The sequence below is a fragment of the Kitasatospora sp. NBC_01287 genome, assembly GCF_026340565.1.
Lineage (GTDB): Bacteria > Actinomycetota > Actinomycetes > Streptomycetales > Streptomycetaceae > Kitasatospora.
The window spans coordinates 7,611,896-7,630,528 of sequence record NZ_JAPEPB010000001.1 but is presented as its reverse complement, the minus strand read 5'-3'; the positions used below and the strand labels follow the sequence as shown (position 1 = coordinate 7,630,528).

Annotated in this window: 4 protein-coding genes and 1 pseudogene; 3 read left to right on the top strand and 2 right to left on the bottom strand. The window is 76.0% G+C overall.

Going from position 1 to position 18,633, the window contains the following annotated elements; all coding sequences use genetic code 11:
* Window positions 1-29 precede the first annotated feature (29 nt).
* Complete coding sequence (locus tag OG455_RS33085) at window positions 30-16,064, bottom strand: type I polyketide synthase (protein ID WP_266299967.1); 16,035 nt, start codon at window positions 16,062-16,064, stop codon at window positions 30-32.
* Between the two features lie 230 nt (window positions 16,065-16,294).
* Between OG455_RS33085 and OG455_RS33080 the strand changes: the two genes are divergently transcribed.
* The 3 genes and pseudogenes from OG455_RS33080 to OG455_RS33070 all read left to right on the top strand — a co-directional run bounded on the left by OG455_RS33080 (window position 16,295) and on the right by OG455_RS33070 (window position 18,162).
* Entirely contained in the window at window positions 16,295-17,221 is a 927-nt protein-coding gene (locus tag OG455_RS33080) for a hypothetical protein (RefSeq protein ID WP_266299966.1), read from the top strand.
* Between the two features lie 33 nt (window positions 17,222-17,254).
* Window positions 17,255-17,452: pseudogene (locus OG455_RS33075) on the top strand (MerR family transcriptional regulator); the annotation flags it as partial.
* A 218-nt stretch (window positions 17,453-17,670) separates the two neighbouring features.
* Window positions 17,671-18,162 (top strand): cytidine deaminase, encoded by a 492-nt coding sequence (locus OG455_RS33070; protein WP_266299965.1) that lies wholly within the window; start codon window positions 17,671-17,673, stop codon window positions 18,160-18,162.
* Here the strand turns inward: OG455_RS33070 and OG455_RS33065 are convergent.
* Window positions 18,155-18,550 carry a hypothetical protein gene (locus OG455_RS33065; protein ID WP_266299964.1) on the bottom strand — a complete coding sequence of 132 codons (396 nt, stop codon included), beginning with the start codon at window positions 18,548-18,550 and terminating at the stop codon, window positions 18,155-18,157. The genes OG455_RS33070 and OG455_RS33065 overlap by 8 nt on opposite strands.
* Window positions 18,551-18,633: the final 83 nt, after the last annotated feature.

Genomic DNA, 18,633 nt, shown 5'->3' with positions numbered 1-18,633 from the left:
AGCGCCGGTCGGGGCGGGGCGCCGGCCGGTCAGGCCCGGCCGAGGTTCCGGTCGATCAGGTCGAAGAGGTCGTCGTCCGACGCCTCGTCGAGGTGGTCCGTGAGTGCGCCGGTGTCCGACAAGCCACGGGCTTCGTTCCAGAGGGCGAGCAGGTCCTTGAGCCGTCGGCCGATCTTGGCCTGCTCGGCGTCGTCCGGCGCGATGCTGTCCAACTCCGCGGGGGTCACCGCGAGCAGGGCGGCTTCGAGCCGGTCGAGTTCGGCGAGCAGCGGCAGGGCCGTCTCCCCGGTGTCGCCGGAGAGTTCGGCGTCCAGGTGGTCGGCCAAGGCGGCGGCGGTCGGGTAGTCGTAGAGGAGGGTGCTGGGCAGGGTCAGTCCGGTGCTCGCGGTGAGGCGGTCGCGCAGTTCGAGCACGGTGAGCGAGTCGAAGCCGAGGCTCTTGAACGCCCGGTCCGGTTCGATCTCGGCCGGGCCGGCCAGGCCGACCACGGCCGCGACCTCGCCGCGCACCAGTTGCAGCAGGCTGCGGCGGCGCTCGGGCCCGGTGAGCCCGGCCAGGCGCTGCTGGACCGCCTCGGCGCCGCGCGCGGCGGCATCACCGCTCTCCTGGTCCGCCGGGGCCAGGGCGGCCGCGACCTCCGGCAGTGCGGCGAGCAGCGGGCTGGGCCGGACGGCGGCGAAGGAGGTGCCGAGAACGGCCCAGTCCACGTCGGCGATCACGGCGGCGGTCTGCCGGCCGCTCAGCGCCTGGTGGAGCGCGGCCAGCGCGGTGGGCGGGGCGAGCGGGGTCAGGCCGCGCTTGACCAGGTGCTCGCGGGCGGCGGCGTCGCCCGCCATGCCGCCGCCGTCCCAGGGGCCCCAGGCGACGGCGGTGGCGGGCAGGCCGCGCCCGCGACGGTCCTCGGCGAGGGCGTCGAGGTAGGCGTTGCCGGCCGCGTACCCGGCCTGCCCGGCCGAGCCCCAGACACCGGCGATGGAGGAGAAGAGCACGAAGGCGTCCAACTCCGCACCGGCCAGCAGCTCGTCCAGGTGCCGGGCGCCCGCCACCTTGGCGGCGACCACCTCGGCGAGTTCCTCGGGCGTGGTGTCGGTGATCGCGGCGGCCTGCGGCAGCCCGGCCGCGTGGAACACCGCGCGCACCGGCTCGCCCTCGGCGCGCAGCCGCTCCAGCAGCGCGGCGAGCGCGGTGCGGTCGGCGGCGTCGCAGGCGACGGCGGTCGCGGTGGCGCCGGCCGTGGCCAGCTCGGCGACCAGGTCGGCGGCGCCGGGTGCCGCCGGGCCGCGCCGCCCGGTCAGCACCAGGCGGGTGGCGCCCTGGGCGGCCAGCCAGCGGGCGACGTGGGCGCCCAGCGCGCCGGTGCCGCCGGTGATCAGCACGGTGCCGGTGGGCGTCCAGGGAGCCTCGTCGGGGCCGGTGGCGGGTGCCGGGGCATGCGCCAGGCGGCGGGCGAAGAGGCCCGAGGCGCGCACCGCGAGCTGGTCCTCGCTACCGGCCGCTCCACTCAGCAGAGCGGTCAGGAAAGTGAGTTCGCGCTCGGCCGGGCGGGCCGGCAGGTCGATCAGACCGCCCCAGCGCGCCGGGTGCTCCAGCGCCGCGACCCGGCCCAGCCCCCAGACCTGCGCCTGCGAGGGCTCGTTGACCCGCTCCCCCGGCTCGGCGGCGACCGCGCCGGCGGTGGCGCACCAGAGCGGTGCCTCGATCCCGGCGTCGCCCAGGGCCTGCACCAGGGTCGCGGTGAGCGCGAGGCCGCGCTGCCCCTCGGCGACGGCGAGCAGCGAGAGCACGCCGGTGACGGGGCGGCCGGCGGTGGCGGCGCGCAGGCGCTCCGCGAGGGCGACGCGGTCGGTGCCGGGGTCGGTGCCGGGTTCGGTGCCAGGAGCGGCGTCGGTGCCGGGGCCCGGGTCGATGGTGAGGTGGACCAGGTCGGCGGCGGCGGCGAGCGTGGTGACGACCGCCTCGGTGACGGCCTCGGCGGAGCCGCTCGGGCGTGTCGGGGTCAGCAGCAGCCAGCTCCCCTCGACGCGCTCGCCCTCGGCCCGCCCGGGTTCGGCCAGCGGCTCCCAGACGGCCTGGTAGCGCAGGCGGTCCAGGTCGGCCTGCTCACGCCGGTGGCGCCGCCAGGACGAGAGCGCGGGCAGCAGGGCGCCCCACTCCTGGTCGCCGTCGAGCCGCAGGGTGGCGGCGAGTTCGCCGGCGTCCCCGCGCTCGACGGCGGCCCAGAAGCCTGCCTCGGCGCTGTCCGTGCTGCCGACGCTCCCCGCTCCGCCGCGCGCGCCCTGGCGGGCGGCCAGCGCGGTCGAGGCGAGCCAGTAGGGCGCGCGCTGGAAGGCGTAGGTGGGCAGGTCGGTGCGGCTGACCTCCAGGCCGGCGAAGTAGGAGAGCCAGTCGATCCGGCGCCGACCGGCCACCAGCACGGCCAGCGCCCGGGTCAGGGTCTGCGGCTCCGGGCGGCCGGCCCGCAGCACGGGGGTGACGCTCGCCTCGCTGCCCAGCACCTGGCGGGCCAGGGCGGTGAGGACGGTGTCGGGGCCGATTTCGAGGTAGGTGCGCACGCCTTGCGCGTGCAGGGTGGCGAGGCCGTCGGCGAAGCGGACCGCCTCGCGCACGTGGCGCACCCAGTAGGCGGGGTCGGTGAGGTCGGCGGTGAAGTCGCCGGTGACGTTGGAGACCACCGGGATCCGGGGCGCGGTGTACGTCAGGGACTCGGCGACCGTGCGGAACTCGGCCAGCATCGGGTCCATCAGCGCGGAGTGGAACGCGTGACTGACCGTCAGCCGCTTGACCTTGCGACCCTCCGAACGCCAGCCGGCCTCCAGTTGTGCGACGGCACTCTCGACGCCGGAGACCACGATGGAGTCCGCCGCGTTGACGGCCGCGATGTCGACGCCGTCGAGCAGCGCCGCGCGGACCTCGGCCTCCGACCCCTGCACCGCGAGCATCGCGCCACCGGCGGGCAACGCCTGCATCAGGCGGCCACGGGCGGCGACGAGCGTGCAGGCGTCGGCGAGTGAGAGGACACCCGCGACGTGCGCGGCGGCCAACTCGCCGATCGAGTGGCCCGCCAGGTAGTCCGGGGTGACGCCCCAGGACTCCAGCAGCCGGAACAGCGCGACCTCGATCGCGAACAACCCCGCCTGCGTGTACACCGTCCGGTCCAGCAGCTGCGACTCGCCGTCGAACAGCACCTCGCGCAGCGGCCGGTCCAGCACCCCGTCGAACTGCTCGCACACCGCGTCGAGTTCGGCCGCGAAGACCGGGTGGGCCTGGTAGAGGTCGCGGCCCGCGCCGGCCCGCTGGCTGCCCTGCCCCGCGAAGAGCAGCGCCACCTTGCCGCCGCCGCCACTGCCGCTGCCGCTGCCGCCGGTCGTGCCGCCGTGCACCACGGCCGGGAGCTCGGTGCCCTCGGCGAGCGCGTCGAGCCCGCGCAGCAGGTCCTCGGGGGTCGCGGCGGTCACCACGGCGGTGCGCTCCAGGCTCGCCCGGGTGGTGGCCAGCGAGAAGGCGAGGTCCGCGAGAGCGGGAGCCGGCTCGCGCCGCAGCCGGTCGGCCAGGCGGCGCGCCTGCTCGCGCAGCGCCGCCTCGCCCCGGCCGGAGAGCGGGAACGGCAGCTCGGGCGCGGTGCCGGCGGGCCGGGCAGGACGCTCGACGGCGGCTGCGGCTGCGGCTGAAGCTGAGGCTGTGGGCGGCGCCTGCTCAAGGACGGTGTGGGCGTTGGTGCCGCTGATCCCGAAGGAGGAGACGGCCGCGCGACGCGGGCCACCGGTCTCCGGCCACGGCACGGTGTCGGTGAGCAGCTCGACCGCGCCGGCGCTCCAGTCGACGTGGCTGCTGGGCTCGTCCACGTGCAGGGTCCTGGGCAGCACGCCGTGGCGCATCGCCATCACCATCTTGATCACGCCCGCGACGCCCGAAGCCGCCTGGGTGTGGCCGATGTTGGACTTCACCGAACCGAGCAGCAGCGGGTTCGCCGCGTCCCGCTCGCGGCCGTAGGTGGCCAGCAGGGCCTGGGCCTCGATCGGGTCGCCCAGCGTGGTGCCGGTGCCGTGCGCCTCCACCGCGTCGATCTGACTGGGCGTCAGGCGGGCGTTGGCCAGGGCCTGGCGGATCACCCGCTGCTGGGCCGGGCCGTTGGGCGCGGTCAGCCCGTTCGAAGCGCCGTCCTGGTTGACCGCCGAGCCGCGCACCACGGCCAGCACCGGGTGCCCCAGTCGCTCGGCGTCGCTCAGCCGCTCCACGAGCAGCAGTCCGGCGCCCTCGCCCCAACCGGTGCCGTCGGCGGCCTCGGCGAAGGACTTGCAGCGGCCGTCGCCGGCCAGGCCGCGCTGGCGGCTGAACTCGGTGAAGATGTCGGGGGTCGCCATCACGGTCGCGCCACCCGCCAGGGCGAGCGTGCACTCGCCGGAGCGCAGCGCCTGCACGGCCAGGTGCAGGGCGACCAGCGAGGAGGAGCAGGCCGTGTCGACGGTGACCGCCGGGCCTTCCAGGCCCAGGGTGTAGGCGATCCGGCCGCTGGCCACCGAGCCGGTGCTGCCGGTCAGCAGGTGTCCTTCGAGCCCCTCGGGCAGCTCGTCCACGCCGGTGCCGTAGCCGCAGTACGCCGAGCCGACGAAGACGCCGGCCTGGCTGCCGCGCACGGCGGACGGGTCGATGCCGGCCCGCTCGAAGGCCTCCCACGCGGTTTCGAGCAGCAGCCGCTGCTGCGGGTCCATGGCCAGCGCCTCGCGCGGCGAGATGCCGAAGAAGAGCGGGTCGAAGTCGCCGACGTCATGGACGAAGCCGCCCTCGTTGACGTAGCTGGTGCCGGTGCCGCGACCGGCCGGGTCGTAGAGCCGCTCGGTGTCCCAGCCCCGGTCGGCGGGGAACGGGCCGATCGCGTCGGCCCCGGCGGCGACCAACTCCCAGAGGTCCTCGGGCGAGCGCACCCCGCCCGGGTAGCGGCAGGCCATCGCGATGATCGCGATCGGCTGGTCGGTGGCGGCCGCGACCGGCAGTGCGGCGGGCACGGGCGCGGCGGCGGTGCCCTCGACCTCGGTGAGCAGCAGGGCGGCGATGGCCCGTGCGGTCGGGTGGTCGAAGACCAGGGTGGCGGGCAGCCGCAGGCCGGTGGCCGCGTTGAGCCGGTTGCGCAGCTCGACGGAGGTGAGCGAGTCGAAGCCCAACTCCTTGAAGGGGCGGTCCAGGTCGATCTCCGTGGCGGCGTCGTAGCCGAGCACGGCGGCCACCTGGGTCGCCACGGCGTCCAACAGCTCGGCCGAGCGCGCCGCCTCGTCCAGCCCGGCCAGCCGCTGCACCAGCGGCGCGCCTGTGCTGCCGGCGGCAGCGGCGGTGACGGCGGCGGCCGCGCGGGGTGCGCGGCGCCCGGGGGTCCGGCCCAGCTCACGCAGCAACGCCGGGAGTTCCTGCTCGGCGCCCGCGCGGCGCAGCGCGGCGAGGTCGAGGCGCACCGGGATCAGCACGGCCTCGTCGGCGGTGCGGCCGGCGTCGAAGGCCGCCATGCCCTGCTCGGCGTCGAACGGCAGCAGACCGCTACGGGCCATCCGCCGCAGGTCCGCCTCCGACAGGTCACCCGTCATGCCACTGCCCGACTGCGCCCACGGACCCCACGCCAGCGAGGTCGCGGGCAGGCCCAGCGCGTGGCGGTGGGCGGCGAGCGCGTCCAGATAGGCGTTCGCGGCCGCGTAGTTCGACTGCCCCACACTACCCAGCACACCAGCGATCGAAGAGAACAGAACGAACGCGGACAGATCCTGATCCAACGTCAACTCGTGCAGATGACGCGCCGCCTCCGCCTTCGACGCCCACACCGACGCCAGGCGCTCGGAGGTCATGCCCGCGAACAGCCCGTCATCCAACACGCCGGCCGTGTGGACCACCGCGGTCAGCGAACGACCCGCCAGAGCGGCGGCCAGCGCGTCACGGTCAGCCACATCACAGGCCAACACCTCCGCCGTGGCACCCAGCTCGGCCAACTCGACCACCAACTGCTCCACACCCGGCGCCTGAGCGCCCCGACGGCTGAGCAGTAGCAGCTTGCGCACACCATGCTCCGCCACCAGATGACGGGCCGTCAGCGCACCCAGAGAGCCCGTGCCACCAGTGATCACCACCGTGCGCCCCGGGTCCAGCGGCTGCGGCACGGTGAGGACCACCTTGCCGATGTGCCTGGCCTGGCTGACGAAACGGAACGCCTCCCGCGCCTGACGCACATCCCACGTGCGCACCGGCAGCGTCTCGATCGTCCCCTCGGCGAACAGCGCCAGCAACTCCGCGAGGAGTTCACCGATCCGCTCCGGACCGGCCTCCACCAGATCGAACGCCCGGTAGGCCACACCCGCCGGGACCTCGCTGCGGATGTCGGCCTTGCCCATCTCCAGGAACCGCCCACCACGCGGCAGCAACGTGAGGGACGCGTCGACGAACTCCCCCGCCAACGCGTTCAGAACAACATCCACACCCTGGCCACCGGTCACGGCCAGGAACTTCGCCGCGAACCCCAGATCACGCGAGGACGCGATGTGCTCATCGTCCAGACCCAGCGAACGCAGCGTCTCCCACTTGCCCGGACTCGCCGTCGCGAAGACCTCCGCACCCAAGTGCCGGGCCAGCTGGATCGCCGCCATCCCGACACCACCCGCACCAGCGTGCACCAACACCCGCTCACCCGGGCGGACAGCACCCAGATCCGACCACGCGTACAGCGCCGTGAGGAACACGATCGGCACGGACGCCGCCCGCGCGAACGACCAACCCGCCGGAATCCGGGCGAGCAGACGGTGGTCGGTCACCGCGAACGGCCCGAAGCCGCCCGAGAACATGCCCAACACCCGGTCACCGACCGCCAACCCCGACACACCCGGACCGACCTCGGCCACCACACCAGCGCCCTCGATCCCCAACGGCGCCACCACCGGATACATCCCCAACGCGTTCAACACATCACGGAAGTTCACCCCACCGGCCCGCACCGCGATCCGAACCTGACCATCCGTCAACTCCTCTACCGGAGAAGCCACCAGCTCCAGCGACTCCAACGTCCCACGCTCGACACTGTCCAACCGCCAGTGGGCCTCACCCACCGGCACCGTGAGCCCCTGTGCCGAGCGCGCGGGCCGCAGGCGCGGCGTGAAGGCCGCACCGGCGCGCAGCGCGAGCTGTGCCTCACCCGAGGCCACCGCCCCCGGCAGCGCGGCCCACGAATCCGCCGAACCATCCACATCCACCAGCACGATCCGACCCGGCGCCTCGGACTGCGCCGACCGCACCAGACCCCAGACGGCAGCCGCCGTCAGGTCGGCCACGCCCGGGTCGCCGTCGACCGCGACCGCGCCGCGCGTCACCACCAGCACCCGCGCCTCGGCGGGCGCGCCCTGCAGCGGCGCCAGCACCGCCTCGGGCGACGTCCCGCAGACCACCAGTACCGACGCCGACCCGGCATCGTCACCCAGCGGCAGATCCACCCCGAACGCGTCCGCACCCAGCAGCGCCCAACCCTCCGCCGTCGCGGCGGCGGGTGCCACCGGCGACCAGGCGAGCCGGAGCAGCGGCTCCTCGCGGAGTTGCTCGGCGCTCGGACGGCGCATCACCAGCGAGTCGACCGAGAGCACCGGCGCGCCGCTCGGGTCCACGGCGAGCAGCGACACGCCGTCCGTGCCGGTCCGGGTGAGCCGCACGCGCAGCGCGGTGGCGCCGGAGGCGTGCAGCGACACGCCCGTCCAGGCGAACGGCAGCCCGCCGCCCGCGCCGTCACCCAGCAGCGGGGTGGCGTGCAGGGCGGCGTCCAGCAGGGCCGGGTGCACACCGAAGCCCGTGGCCCCGGTCTCCTCGGGCAGCGCGACCTCGGCGTAGAGGTCATCACCGACGCGCCAGGCGGCCCGCAGGCCCTGGAACGAGGGGCCGTAGGCGAAGCCGGCCTCGGCCAGCTCCGGGTAGAGCCGCTCGACGGGGAGCGGCTGGGCGCCCACCGGCGGCCAGGCGGCCGGTGGTTCGGCGGCGGGTCCATGGGCCGCCAGGGTGCCGACGGCGTGCCGCGTCCACTCCAGCTCGGCGGCGGCGCGCCCGTGGACGGCGACCGCGCGGCGGCCGTCGGCCTCCGGCGCGTCGACCCGTACCTGGAGCAGCACCTCGCCGTCGGCGGGCAGGGTCAGCGGCGCGGCCAGGGTCAGCTCCTCCAGGCGGGGGCAGCCGCTCTCCTCGGCCGCCCGCAGCACCAGGTCGAGGAAGGCGGTGCCGGGCAACAGCACCCGGCCCAGCACCTCGTGGTCCGCCAGCCAGGGGTGGGTGCGCAGCGAGAGCGAGCCGGTGAGCAGCAGCACGTCCTGGTCGGCGAGGGTCAGGGTGGCGCCGAGCAGCGGGTGGTCGGCGGTGGCCAGGCCCAGGCCGACCAGGTCGCCGGCGGCCGGACGGGCGGCGGGCTCGGGCCAGAAGCGGCGGCGCTGGAAGGCGTAGGTGGGCAGGTCGACGCGCCGGGCTCCGGTGCCGGCCAGGACGGCCGACCAGTCGGCCGCGACGCCCCGGGTGAAGAGCCGGCCGAGCGCGCCGGTCAGGGCCTGCGGTTCGGGGCGGCCGCCACGGGCCACCGGGATCGCGGCGACGGTGCCGTCGGCGGCCGGGCCCTCCGCCACGGCGCCGGCCGCCACGGCGCCGGCCACGACAGTGCCGGCCGCGACCGGGCCGGCGGCGGACAGCACGCCCTGGGTGAGCGCGGAGAGCACACCGCCCGGGCCGATCTCCAGGAAGGTGCGCACGCCCTGCGCGTGCAGGGTGCGGACGCCGTCGCCGAAGCGGACGGCCTCGCGCACGTGGCGCACCCAGTACTCGGGGTCGGTCAGGTCCTCGAAGCCACCGGTCAGGTTGGAGACCACCGGGATCCGGGGCGGCGCGTAGTCCAGCGACTCGGCCACCGCCCGGAACTCGGCGAGCATCGGCTCCATCAGCGGGGAGTGGAAGGCGTGGCTGACCGTCAGGCGGTTGGTCCGGCGCTGCTCGGCGCGCCAGCGGGCGGCCAGCCGCTCGATCGCGGCCTCGGTCCCGGAGACCACCACCGCCTGGGGGCCGTTGACGGCGGCGATGCCGACCGCAGCGCCCGCATCGCCACTGACATCGCCACCCGCATCACCACTCGCATCGCCACCTGCATCGGCCAACTCGGCCAACGCCGCGCGGACTTCGTCCTCGGTGGCTTGCACCGCGAGCATCGCGCCGCCGGTCGGCAGCGCCTGCATCAGCCGGCCACGGGCCGCGACCAAGGTGCAGACGTCGTCGAGCGAGAGCACCCCGGCCACGTGGGCGGCGGCCAGTTCGCCGATCGAGTGGCCCGCCAGCAGGTCGGGGGCCAGGCCCCACCACTCCAGCAGGCGGTAGAGCGCGACCTCCCAGGCGAGCAGCGCGGCCTGGGTGTAGGCGGTCTGGTTCAGCAGCTCGCAGTCGGCCTCGAACATCACCTCGCGCAGCGGCCGCTCCAGCAGGCCGTCGAAGCGGGCGCAGACCTGGTCGAGCGCGTCGGCGAAGACCAGCTGGCTGTCGTAGAGTTCGCGGCCCATGCCGGGCCGCTGGCTGCCCTGCCCGGAGAAGAGGAAGGCGGTGCGGCCCTCGGCGGGCGCGCCGAGCGACAGGTCGGGCGCGTCCTGCCCGGCGGCCAGCGCGGCGAGGTCGGCCAGCAGACCGGCCCGGTCGGTGGCGGTCAGCGCGGCCCGGGCGCCCAGGCCGGCCCGGGTGGTGGCGAGCGAGAGGGCGAGGTCGGCCAGGCGCGGGGCGCCGTCGGCGGTGAGCACGGCGTGCAGCCGCTCGGCCTGCTCGCGCAGGGCCGGCCCGGTGCGGGCGGAGAGCAGGATCGGCAGCGGAGCGCTCGGCGCCCGCTCGTCGAGGGGCAGTTCGGTGGCGGCGGGGGCCTGCTCCAGGATCACGTGCGCGTTGGTGCCGCTGACCCCGAAGGAGGAGACGGCGGCGCGGCGCGCGCGGCCGGTCTCCGGCCAGGCGATCGGCTCGGTGAGCAGCCGCACGGCGCCGGCCGTCCAGTCGACGTGCCGGCTCGGCTCGTCCACGTGCAGGGTGCGCGGGGCGATGCCGTGCCGCATCGCCTGGACCATCTTGATCACGCCGGCCACGCCGGAGGCGGACTGGGTGTGCGAGATGTTGGACTTCACCGAGCCGAGCCAGAGCGGCTGGTCGGCGGGACGGTCCTGGCCGTAGGTGGCGAGCAGCGCCTGGGCCTCGATCGGGTCGCCGAGCACCGTGCCGGTGCCGTGCGCCTCTGCCACGTCGACCTGATCGGCCGTCAGATCGGCCGCGGCCAGCGCCTGCTGGATCACCCGCTGCTGGGCCGGGCCGTTGGGCGCGGTCAGGCCGTTGCTCGCGCCGTCCTGATTGACCGCCGTGCCGCGCACCACGGCCAGCACCGGGTGGCCCAGGCGCTGGGCGTCGGCGAGCCGCTCGATGAGCAGCAGGCCCGCCCCCTCGCCCCAGCCGGTGCCGTCGGCGGCCTGCGCGAAGGGCTTGCAGCGCCCGTCGGCGGCCAGGCCGCGCTGGCGGCTGAACTCCACGAAGGAGCCCGAGGTGGCCATCACGGTGACGCCGCCGGCCAGCGCGAGCGTGCACTCGCCGCGCCGCAGCGCCTGCACGGCCAGGTGCAGCGCGACCAGCGAGGAGGAGCACGCCGTGTCGACGGTGACCGCCGGGCCCTCCAGGCCGAAGGTGTAGGAGAGGCGCCCGGAGACCACGCTCGCGGTGCCGCCGGTGACCAGGTGGCCTTCGTGCGGGGTGGCCGAGGAACGCAGCAGGGTGGCGTAGTCGAGGCTGTTGGTGCCGACGAAGACCCCGGTCCGGCTGCCGCGCAGCGTGTCGGGGTCGAGCCTGGCCCGCTCGAAGGCCTCCCAGGCGGTCTCCAGGAGCAACCGCTGCTGCGGGTCGGTGGCCAGCGCCTCGCGCGGCGAGATGCCGAAGAAGTCGGCGTCGAACTCGCCCACCGCGTCCAGGAACCCGCCCGCGCTCACGTAGCTGGTGCCGGGGTGGTCGGGGTCGTCGTGGAACAGGTTGGCCAGGTCCCAGCCCCGGTCGGCGGGGAACGGGCCGACCGCGTCACGCCCTGCGGCGACCAGCTCCCAGAGGTCCTCCGGCGAGCGCACCCCGCCCGGGTAGCGGCAGGCCATCGCGACGATGGCGATGGGCTCCTGGTCGCCGCCCGCGCCCGCCTGGAAGGGCGTGCCCGCCTGGGCGGGCGCGGCCGCCGGGCGCTCGGCGCCGAAGAGGCGCTCGCCCAGGTAGGCGGCCAGGGCGCTGGTGGTGGGCTGGTCGTAGGTGAGGGTGGCGGGCAGGCTCAGGCCGGTGCGCAGGGCCAGCCGGTCGCGCACGTCGACCGCGGTCATCGAGTCGAAGCCGAGCTCCTTGAAGGCCCGTTCGGGGTCGACGGCCTCGGCCGAGGCATGGCCGAGCAGCGCGGCGACCTCCTCGCGGACCAGGTCGCGCAGCGCGCGGTCGCGGTCGGCCAAGGACAGTTGGGCGAGCCGCTCCAGCCAGGCCGGGCGGGCCGGGCCGCCGCCCTGCCCGGGGGCCTGGGCACCGGCGCCGGAGTCTGCGTCCGGGCCGGCCAGCACCCGGGCGGCCTCCGGCACGCCGAGCAGCAGCGGGCGCGGACCGGTGGCGGTGTAACTGCGGGCGAACCGCTCCCAGTCGACGTCGGCGACCACGGTGGCGGCCGTGTCCAGGCGGGGCGCGAGCGCGAGGGCGGCCAGCGCGTCGGCCGGCTCCAGCACCGGCAGGCCGCGGCGGCGCAGGTGCTGCTCGGCGTCCTCGCCCGCGGCCATGCCGCCGCCGCCCCACGGGCCCCAGGCGATCGAGGCGGCGGGCAGCCCCTGGTCGCGGCGGTGCTCGGCGAGCGCGTCGAGGTAGGCGTTGGCGGCCGCGTAGGCGCTCTGGTTGCCGCTGCCCCAGGCGGCGGCGATCGAGGAGAAGAGCACGAAGGCGTCGAGCTCCTGGCCGTCGAGGAGTTCGTGCAGGTGGCGGGCACCGAGCACCTTGGCGTCCGCGGTCTCGGCGAAGTCGGCCAGGGTGGTGGCGGTGAGCGGCTGGTAACGCGGCAGGCCGGCGGCGTGCAGGACGGCGCGCAGCGGGTGCGGGTCGGCGCGCAGCGTCTCCAGCAGCGCGGCCAGCGCCGCGCGGTCGGCCACGTCGCAGGCGGCCAGGGTGACCCGGGTGCCGCTCCCGGCCAGCTCCGCGGCCAACTCGCGGGCACCGGGCGCGGCCTCGCCACGACGGGAGACCAGCACCAGGTGCTCGGCCCCGTTGCGGGCCAGCCAGCGGGCCAGGTGGCCGCCGATGCCGCCGGTGCCACCGGTGACCAGCACGGTGCCGCGCGGGCGCCACTGGGCGGCCGCCGGGTCGGCGGCGACCGGCACGGCGGGCAGCCGCTCCAGGCGGCGGGCGAAGACGCCGGAGGGGCCGATCGCCAGCTGGTCCTCGGCGCCGTGGCGGCCGTCCAGGACGGCCAGCAGCCGGGCCAGCGCGCGGGCGTCGAGCAGCGGCGGCAGGTCGATCAGGCCGCCCCACAGCTCCGGGTGCTCCAGCGCGGCGACCCGGCCCAGGCCCCAGGTCCTGGCCTGCTCGACCGAGCCGACGCGGCCCGACCGGCCGACCCGCACGGCGCCCCGGGTGGCGAGCCAGAGCTTGGCCCCGCCGCCGCGCGCGGCGAGTGCCTGGATCAGCAGGGTGTCGGCGGCCAGCCCGGCGGAGAGCGCGGGGTGCTCCGGGTGCGGCTGCTCGGCCAGCGCGAGCAGCGAGAGGATGCCGGTCGCCGGGGTGGCCAGCGCCTCGGTGAAGTCGGGGGCCTCGGTGAAGTCGGCCGCCTCGGGGTCGAGTTCGACGATCAGCGGCTGCTCGCCGCGCCCGCGCAGCGCCTCGGCGAGGGCCTCGGCGTACGGCGTGGCGGCGGCTGTGCCGCGGGGCACCAGGATCAGCCGGCCGCCGGGCGCGGGGGTGGTGACGATGGGGGCACCGGCGAGGGTGGCAGTGGCGAGGGCGGCGGCGGGCGCGCCAGTCGGAGCGGGGGCCGGGTCGGCGAGCGGCTGCCAGCCGATCCGGTAGCGGCGCTGACCGGCGGCCCGCTGCTCCTGCCGGCGGCGGCGCCAGGCGGAGAGCACCGGCAGGGCGGGCAGCACCTCGGCCAACTCGGCGGTGTCCGAGGGCAGGTGCAGCGCGGCGGCGAGCGCCTCGGCGTCCTCGCTCTCGACCGCCGACCAGAAGCCGGCCTCCTCGGGAGCGGCGCCGCCCGCCTGGGCGGGGGTCTCCTGCGCGGCGGCCGACGCCGACCGGGCGGTGAGCCAGTAGCGGTCCCGCTGGAAGGCATACGTGGGCAGGTCGATCTGATGGACCGTCAGGCCGTGGTGCACGGCGGCCCAGTCGACCGCCGCGCCCCGGCAGTGGGCGGCGGCCAGCGCGGCGGTGACGGATCGCCGCTCGTCCCGGCCGGCCCGCAGCAGCGGCAGCGCGACGGTGCCCTCGGGCACGAGCGCCGACAGCACGGCGTCGGGGCCGAGTTCGAGGAAGGTGGTCACGCCCTGCTCGCGCAGGGTGGCGACGCCTTCGGCGAAGCGGACCGCCTCGCGCACGTGGCGCACCCAGTACTCGGGCTCGGTCAGGTCCGCGAAACCACCGGTCAGGTTGGAGACCACCGGGATCCGCGGCTGCGCATAGGCCAGGGACTCGGCGACCGTGCGGAACTCCGCCAGCATCGGGTCCATCAGCGCCGAGTGGAAGGCATGACTGACCGTGAGCCGCTTGACCTTGCGGCCCTCCGCCCGCCAGACGGCCTCCAGTTCGGCGATCGCGCCCTCGGCGCCCGAGACGACGATCGAGTCGGCCCTGTTCACCGCCGCGACGTCCACGCCGTCGACCAGCGCCGCCCGGACCTCGTCCTCGGTGCCCTGCACCGCCAACATCGCGCCACCGGCCGGCAACGCCTGCATCAGCCGCCCACGAGCCGCCACCAACGCGCACGCGTCCGCCAGCGACCAGACACCCGCGACGTGCGCGGCCGCCAACTCACCGACCGAGTGCCCGATCAGGTAGTCCGGCGTGACACCCCACGACTCCAGCAACCGGAACAGCGCCACCTCGATGGCGAACAACCCCGCCTGCGTATAAGCGGTCCGATCCAGCAGGCCGGACCCGTCGTCCTCGAAGAGCACCTCACGCAGCGGCCGCTCCAGCACACCGTCGAAGTGCGCGCACACCTCCTCCAACGCCGCCGCGAAGACCGCGTGGCTCGCGGCCAACTCCCGAGCGGCACCCACGCGCTGGCTGCCCTGGCCGGAGAACAGCAGGGCGAGGCGGCCGCTCTCGGCGGTGCCGGTGACCACGGTGGGCGCCTGCTCCCCCGCCGCGAGGGCGGCCAGGCCCGCGAGGGCGGCCGTGCGGTCCTGGCCCGCCACCGCCGCGCGGTGCTCCAGCGCGGCGCGGGTGGTGGCCAGCGAGAAGCTGAGGTCGTGGGCGCCGGCGGCGAGGTGCGGCGCGCGGGTCAGCAGCGCGTGCAGCTGGGCGGCCTGCTCGCGCAGGGCGGCCGGGGTCGCGCCGGAGAGCAGCAGCGGCAGCGCCGCCGGCTCGCCGCGCCAGCCCGGGGCGGCGGCCGACTCGCCAACTACCTCGCCGGTCGGCTCCGACTCCGGTCGCGCCTGCGCCTGCTCGCCGTCCGCCGGTGCCTGCTCCAGCACGGTGTGGGCGTTGGTGCCGCTGACCCCGAAGGCGGAGACGGCCGCGCGGCGCGGCTGACCGGTCTCGGGCCAGGCGATGGTCTCGGTGAGCGGGGCGACGGCACCGGCCGTCCAGTCGACGTGCGGGGTGGGCGTGTCCAGGTGCAGGGTCTTGGGCAGCAGGCCGTGCCGCATGGCCATCACGGTCTTGATCACCCCGGCGACGCCCGCCGCGGCCTGGGTGTGGCCGATGTTGGACTTCAGCGCGCCGACCCAGAGCGGCTGGTCGCCGGCCCGGCTGCGGCCGTAGGTGGCCAGCAGCGCCTGCGCCTCGATCGGGTCGCCCAGCGTGGTGCCGGTGCCGTGCGCCTCGACCAGGTCGATCTGGGCGGCCGTCAGGCCGGCACTGGCCAGCGCCGCTCGGATCACCCGCTGCTGGGCCGGGCCGTTGGGCGCGGTCAGCCCGTTGCTGGCACCGTCCTGGTTGACGGCGGAGCCGCGCACCACGGCGAGGACGGGGTGGCCCAGCCGCCGCGCGTCGCTCAGCCGCTCGACCAGCAGCATGCCGACGCCCTCGCCCCAGCCGGTCCCGTCGGCGGCGGCGGCGAACGGCTTGCAGCGGCCGTCGGCGGCCAGCCCGCGCTGGCGGGTGAACTCGACGAAGACCTCGGGCGCGGACATCACCGTCACCCCGCCGGCCAGCGCCATCGAGCACTCGCCCTCGCGCAGCGCCTGGCAGGCCAGGTGCAGCGCGACCAGCGAGGAGGAGCAGGCGGTGTCCAGCGTGACGGCCGGGCCCTCCAGGCCCAGCGTGTAGGCGATCCGGCCGGAGAGCAGGCTGCTGGCGTCCCCGGTCAGCGCATAGCCCTCCCCGCCCCGCTCACTGCCGCGCACCCCCGCGCCGTAGCCCTGCGGCGAGGCGCCGACGAAGACGCCGACCGCCTGCCCGCGCAGCGCGTCCGGCGCGATCCTGGCCCGCTCCAACGCCTCCCAGGAGACTTCGAGCAGCAGCCGCTGCTGCGGGTCCATCGCCAGCGCCTCACGCGGCGAGATCCCGAAGAACCCGGCGTCGAACTCGGCCGCCTCGTGCAGGAACCCGCCCTGCTGCGCCAGACTGGTGCCGACCCGCTCTGGGTCGGGGTCGGCCAGCCGCTCCAGGTCCCAACCGCGGTCGGTGGGGAACGGCGTGACGGCATCGGTCCCGCTGACGGCCAGCTGCCACAACTCCTCCGGCGAGCGCACCCCGCCCGGGAACCGGCAACCCATGCCGACGATCGCGATCGGCTCGTGCTCGGCGGTCTCCAACTCCCCGATCCGGCGGCGCGCCTGTCGCAACTCCGCTGTCATCCACTTGAGGTGGGTGAGCAGCTTCTCTTCGTTCGACATGGTCGCTACACCTCTCGCGGAGCCCGTTCCTCGGGGGGACTGAGCCAGTGGAACCCAGGTTCGACCAGCGGAGAGCCCGCCCGATCCGATTCAGGGGGCGCCCGCCGGGAGAACTGGGGTGAGCGCCCCGGCCCCCGGGGGCGACGGCATGATGGAGCGGTGCGGCGCGCTGCGGGTGCGGCGCGTCGGCGTTCGGGTTCGGGTTCGGGTTCACAGAGGAGGCGGCAGCAGTGGTCGAGGTGGGGTCTGAGGGGGCGTTCGGCGTCAACAGCATCGGCCTGGGGCGCTCGGTGTTCCCACTGAGCTTCAGCGTCCGCGAGGCGGGCGGCTCGTGGCTGGTCAACACGGCGCCCGTGCAGACCAGGGAGTTGGTCGACGTGCTCACCCGCTCCGCGAACGACGCCATCGTCGTGGTGGACCTGGCGACAGTCAGCTTCCTGGACGAGGAGTACCAGCAGTGGCCGCCGTCGCGGATCGCGGCGGCGCAGGGCGTCGACTGCGCCGCGCACCCGTTGGGCGCCTGGGCCGCCGGCACGATCGGGCTCGGCACGGAGCTGCTGGTGCTGGACCGCCGGAGCCTGCCCCGCTTCCTGGCGGACTGGTCACCCTACGAGTTGTCGCTGGTCGACCTGCCGACGGGGGCGGAGGCAGGCGCCGAGGCAGGCGCGCGGGCGGGCGCGGCGGCGGCGGGGGTCGAGCCGGACGCGGCACGGCTCGACGAACTCGCCCTGGTCGTCGGCACGGCCGTCTACCCCGAGCCGCTGCTCCCCCGGCTGCCCGGCTCGCGCCTGTACTACTCCGGGCACGACGACTGCTACGCCGCGATCGAGTCCCTCGACCCCGCCCTGCCGGCGGCCGTCCTCGGCCGGATGCTGGCCCTGCTGGCCGGCCCCGCGCTGACCGGCCCAGACCAGGCCGCGCCCGCACGGGTCCCGGAGCCGGACCGCGCGCTGCCGGAGCAGCTGATCCGCGAGAGCCCGCACTGGGTCGGTGTGCTCGGGCCGGTCACCGGAACCACGGTGACCGTCGACCTGTCGGCCAGGCCGCACCCGTGGCGCCTGGACCACCACCTGCCGACCCGGGTCGACCGGGTGGCGAGCCTCGACCTGGTCGGCGGCGGCTGGCGACTCGCACCGGCGGGCGCGCCCAGGGCTTGAATCTCCCGTAAGGGGAGGCGGGAGGGTACGGGCATGGACGGCGACACGCGCTACACGATCGGTGATCTGGCCCGCCGAACCGGTCTGACGGTCAAGGCCATCCGGTTCTACGCCGACCGCGGCATCGTGCCGCCCACCGACCGCAGCCCGGCCGGCCACCGCCGCTACGGCGTCGATGCCGTGGCCCGCTCGGAGCTCGTGCGGACGCTGCGCGATCTGGGCCTGGACCTTGCCAGGTCCGACGTTCGACTGGTTCGTCCGAGCCCTGCGCGCCCTGCTGCCGGGGTGATCCACCGCCGCGCTCCGGCGCGGCGCGCGGTGGCCGAGACGTGCGTAAATCGCTGCCGTGGAGCGCCTGGCGTCTGCCAGAATCGGTGGTTCCCGTCACCTGGACCGGTTCCACCACCCGGCCCGGTTCCCCCACCCGGCACCGCACGAAGGCAGGGACGATGACCCCCCAGAGCGCCCGCGTCGACCATGAACTGATCCAGGCCGCCGCGCAGGTCGCGGCCACCCGCTCCCGGGGCGACAACCACACCATGGCGGCCGCGGCCCGCAACCGGGACGGCCGGATCATCACGGGCTTGAACGCCTACCACTTCACCGGCGGCCCCTGCGCGGAGCTGGTCGTGATCGGCGCGGCCGCCGCGCAGGGCGCCTACGACCTGGTCACCATGGTTGCCGTGGGCGACCGCGACCGGGGCGTGGTGCCCCCGTGCGGGCGCTGCCGGCAGGTCATGCTCGACTACTTCCCGGCCATCGAGGTCATCGTCGGCGCGGGTGACGGGCTGCGCACCGTCCCCGTCGCCGACCTGCTGCCCGCGACCTACGTCTGGGCGGACCACCAGCTCGACGCCCAGCCCGCCTCCGAGCCAGACACCCAACCCGACACCCAGCCCGACGCCGAGCCCGACGCCGAGGAGCAGCCGCCCCTCAGCTGATGCCGGGCCGGTCCGACCCGCTGACGACCGCGACCGCGGCAGCGGTGAGCGCCACCAGGTTCCGGGTCCAGCAGTCCGACTCCTCGGTGGCGACCTCGGCACCGCAGCCGGCGCAGACGAGGTTGGGGCCGTCCTGGCCGTCGAGCCCGCAGCAGCCGTTGCGGCGCCCGGGGTCAGGATGCGGGGCCGCTCCCGGCGCGTCGCCGGGGTGCAGGATGAGGAGCCCGGCGTCCTGGCCGACCGCATGGCCGACCTCATAGGTGCCCCGGGCCATCCGGGCAGGCGCGACGCGATGGCGGGCGCGCCTGCCGGAGTCACGCGAAGGCCGTGCCTCCTTGAGCTCCCCGGTGAGCGGGTGGCCGCAGCCGGCGCAGGTGAAGTGGGTCATCGGGACATTGTGCCGGGCCGCGAGCGAGGTGCCCCGACCCGGCTCCCGCCGGCGACACCACTGACGGGAGCCGACGGGAGCCG